Annotated in this window: 5 protein-coding genes; all 5 read left to right on the top strand. The window is 67.7% G+C overall.

Translation table 11 applies throughout. The features are described from left to right. The first annotated feature begins 32 nt into the window (after positions 1 to 32). Entirely contained in the window at positions 33 to 590 is a 558-nt protein-coding gene (locus tag AC1D1S_RS20150) for a dihydrofolate reductase family protein (protein WP_476995327.1), read from the top strand. 138 nt (positions 591 to 728) lie between these two features. Then, positions 729 to 1,538, top strand: a complete 810-nt coding sequence (locus AC1D1S_RS20145) for a phosphatase PAP2 family protein (RefSeq protein ID WP_476995326.1) — start codon at positions 729 to 731, stop codon at positions 1,536 to 1,538. Between the two features lie 2 nt (positions 1,539 to 1,540). After that, the gene (locus tag AC1D1S_RS20140; RefSeq protein ID WP_476945332.1) at positions 1,541 to 2,284 is read left to right on the top strand and encodes a DedA family protein; all 744 of its coding nucleotides are present in this window, start codon (positions 1,541 to 1,543) and stop codon (positions 2,282 to 2,284) included. 5 nt (positions 2,285 to 2,289) lie between these two features. Continuing rightward, positions 2,290 to 2,967 (top strand): response regulator transcription factor, encoded by a 678-nt coding sequence (locus AC1D1S_RS20135; protein ID WP_476995325.1) that lies wholly within the window; start codon positions 2,290 to 2,292, stop codon positions 2,965 to 2,967. After that, positions 2,960 to 3,565 (top strand): sensor histidine kinase (locus AC1D1S_RS20130; RefSeq protein WP_476995324.1); only part of this gene is annotated, 606 nt, incomplete at its 3' end. The genes AC1D1S_RS20135 and AC1D1S_RS20130, both read left to right, overlap by 8 nt.

The raw sequence follows: 3,565 nt of genomic DNA, 5'->3' as shown, positions 1-3,565 counted from the left end.
GGCGTACGCTGGTGAAAACGTAAGGAGCGGCGATGCGCAAAATCATCCTGGCCATGCAGGTGTCCCTCGACGGATTCTTCGAGGGCCCGGACCGCGACATTAGCTGGCACATGGTCGACGACGAGCTGCACCGCCATTTCAACCAACAGCTCAGCACCATGGGTGCCTTCCTTGACGGCCGCGTCACCTACGAGCTGATGGAAGAGTTCTGGCCCACCGCGGACCAGGACCCGGCCGCCGGCTCAGTGACGGCCGAGTTCGCCCGGATCTGGCGGGACATGCCCAAGATCGTCTACTCCCGGACGCTGACATCTGCCGCCTGGAACACCACCGTGGTCCGGGAGGTGGTGCCGGAAGAAGTGCTGGCCCTGAAAGAGCAGCCGGGCGGGGACCTGGCCCTGGGCGGGGCAGAACTGGCCGACACCTTCCGGCGGCTCGGGCTGATCGACGAATACTGGCTGTACGTCCATCCGGTCCTGATCGGACGGGGCCGCCCCCCGTTCAAGGCTGCGGACAGCATGGCCCAGCTCCGGCTGCTGGAGACGCGCGCCTTCGGCAACGGGGTGGCGCTGTCGCGCTACGCCGCGTAGCCGGCACGGAGCAGCCGGGCTTGCGGCACACCGCTGCGGCCGGCGACGCGTCACTTTCTTAAGCGTTTCTTAACGGGCTGGCGGAAGAGTGGGAGTCGTCGCCTGTCCGGGCGCCCTTGTCCCGAGCCGGAGGATCCCATGACTGGACCTGCCCCTGTTAAGAGCGATGCGCCGCTGGGCGGTGCTGGAGCACTCAGCCGAAGTGGAGCACCAAGCCGTCCCGACGCCGTGCGCCCCGCCGCGGGTCCCCGGCTGTGGGCCCTCCCCCAGGTCCGCCACTGGTTAGTGCTGGGCATCCTGCTGTCGGCCGCCGTCGTGGCATTGGGCCTGGCGGCGCAGCTGACACCCGGCTTCAGCGCCGCCGAGCTCGGGGTCGATCAGGACCTGAGCCAGCACCACGCCGCTGCCCTGACCGCCGTCGCGATGGCGCTGAATGTCGTGTTTGGCCCGGTGGCGGGCCTCGCGCTGATCGGCGCCGCGGCGCTGTACATCTGGCTGTTCCGCGGCGGCCTGGCCAAGGCGATTGCCTTCGGCCTCGTGGCATCATCCGGCTGGGTGGCAAGTGAATTCTTTAAGCTCCTCGTGGCCCGCCAGCGGCCCAGCCCTGCCCTGCTGTTCGATCCCCTGGCTCCGGAAACGGGTTCCAACAGCTTCCCGAGCGGCCACGTGTCCTTTGCTGTGGCACTGGGATTCGCAGTGTACTTCCTGGCCCGTGGAACCCGCTGGGCCAAGGTCACGGCCGTCGCGGCGTCGTTCCTGGCCCTCGTCGTAGCCTGGTCACGGCTTTACATCGGCGTCCACTACCCCACGGATGTCGCGGCGTCGTTCCTGGCCTCGAGCGCAGCCGTGGTCCTGCTCGCGGGACTGTGGAACCTTCTCGCGCCACGGATAGCGGAGCGGATCCGGGCCCGTTCGGGCAGCCGGCCGCTGGGCGCCGAGGAGAAATGAGAATGCCCGTCCTGGACGTTTTTGCCTCCCTTCCGGCCGTCCACGCCGCCGGAACATTGTCCCTGCTGGACCCGGCAAGCCTGCTCGCCGGGTTGGGCCCGGCCGCACTGGGTGTGATCGCCGTGATGGTCTTCATCGAATCGGGCGTGCTCTTTCCCTTCCTGCCCGGCGACTCCCTGTTGTTCACCGCAGGACTTCTGCACCAGCAGCTGCAACTGACGTTGCCAGTGCTGATCGGCGTCGTCACCGCGGCCGCGGTCGCCGGGGACCAGGTCGGCTACATGCTCGGACGGAAATTTGGCCGGCGATGGTTCAAGGACGACGCCCGGATCCTGAAGACAGCGCACCTGACCACCACGGAGGACTTCTTCCGCCACCACGGCGGGGCCGCCGTCGTGCTGGCCCGCTTCGTCCCCATGGTCCGGACGTTTGCTCCACTGACCGCCGGGACCGCGCGCTATGACTACAAATCCTTCACCCTGTGGAATATCACCGGCGCCGTCGCCTGGGCGGCCTCCGTGACGATGCTTGGCACCTGGCTGGGGCATTTTGACATCATCGCCAGGAACATCGACGCCATCGTCGTGGCCATGGTGCTCGTCTCCGTCGTGCCGGGGGTGGTGCAGCTCCTCAAACGCCGCCGGAACTCCCGCCGCGCCGCCGCAGCCGCAGACAAAGCCGCCGGCGACACGGCAGAAGAACCTGGGGCCGGACTGCGGACTGAGGAAATGGCCGCGGAAGAATAGCTGACATGACCTCCACTGACCTTCCGTCCCTGCTGCTCGTCGAGGACGACGCCGTCCTGGGACCGCTCATCGCCGAGCTCCTGGACCCGGACTACCGGATCCAGTTGGTCACCAACGGCCGCGACGGCCTCCACCACGGGCTGACCGGGAGCTGGGACGTCATGGTGGTGGACCGCGGGCTGCCCGCCATGGACGGCATCGCCCTCATCACGGCTTTGCGGTCGAAAGGCATTGCCACGCCCATCCTGATCCTGACCGCGCTGGGCGATGCCGACGAAAAAGTCAGGGGCCTGGACGCCGGCGCCAACGATTACGTGACCAAGCCGTTCGATGCCGGCGAACTGGCAGCACGCCTGCGCGCACTGACGCGGACTTTCACTCCCCCGGCCCCGGCACCGGTGGCGATCGGGGACTGGGAACTGGATCCAACGCAGCGCTCCGTCCGTTCCGTCTACGGGCAAACGGTGTCACTGACCGCAAAGGAAGGCCAGCTGATGGCAGCCCTTGCTGCGGAACCGGACCGCGTCTTCACCCGGGATGAGCTCCTCGCGGCGTGCTTCCACGCCTCGGAACAGCCCGGCGTGATCGATACCTATGTTCATCACCTGCGCCGGAAGATCTCCAAAGCCGTGATCCGCACGGTGCACGGCCTCGGATACCAGATCGGCGAAGCCCATGAGTGACGGCTGGCCGGCCGGCGGAAATCCGGACCACTCCATCCTGCGCAAGGCTTCCCTCAAGGTCGCGGTGCGGATCAGTGCTGCGTGCGCGGTCATGGTTCTCGGGCTGCTCGCCGCCACGGCACTGTACCTCACGAACCAACTGGCCCATCCTGAAGTGCCGGGCTCGGCGACGGCCGGGACGGCCTACACCTACCTGGATTCCAAGGATGTCCTCGAAGCCATGATCATCGCCGGGGTAGCGGGAATCCTGCTGGCCGGCATCGTCGGGTGGCTCAGCGCGCGCAGCGCGATTCGTCCCCTCAGTGATGCCCTGGCAAGGGAGCGGCGTTTCGTCCAGGACGCCAGCCACGAATTGCGCACGCCATTGACCATCCTGGACACCAGGATCCAGCTGGCCCAGCGCAACACTGTGCCCGGCTCCAGGAAAAGCCACGACCTGGCCCGGATCCGGGAGGACGCCGCGACGCTGACAGGGATTGTCAACGAACTGCTCCTCGCGGCAACCGCGGAGGCCCCGGACCGCTCCGCGCCCCCTGCCGACCTCGCCGACGCTGCCGCCAGCGTCGCCGGCAGCCTCCAGCAGGTGGCAGAGCAGCGG

It is taken from the genome of Arthrobacter sp. P1_A5 (assembly GCF_056406825.1).
This window is presented reverse-complemented; position numbering and strand designations above follow the sequence as displayed.

What these genes read in the sequence shown, in the direction of transcription:
- AC1D1S_RS20145 (WP_476995326.1), top strand. Translation starts at nt 729, where the DNA reads ATGACTGGACCTGCCCCTGTTAAGAGCGATGCGCCGCTGGGCGGTGCT.
- AC1D1S_RS20135 (WP_476995325.1), top strand. Translation starts at nt 2,290, where the DNA reads ATGACCTCCACTGACCTTCCGTCCCTGCTGCTCGTCGAGGACGACGCC.
- AC1D1S_RS20140 (WP_476945332.1), top strand. Translation starts at nt 1,541, where the DNA reads ATGCCCGTCCTGGACGTTTTTGCCTCCCTTCCGGCCGTCCACGCCGCC.
- AC1D1S_RS20150 (WP_476995327.1), top strand. Translation starts at nt 33, where the DNA reads ATGCGCAAAATCATCCTGGCCATGCAGGTGTCCCTCGACGGATTCTTC.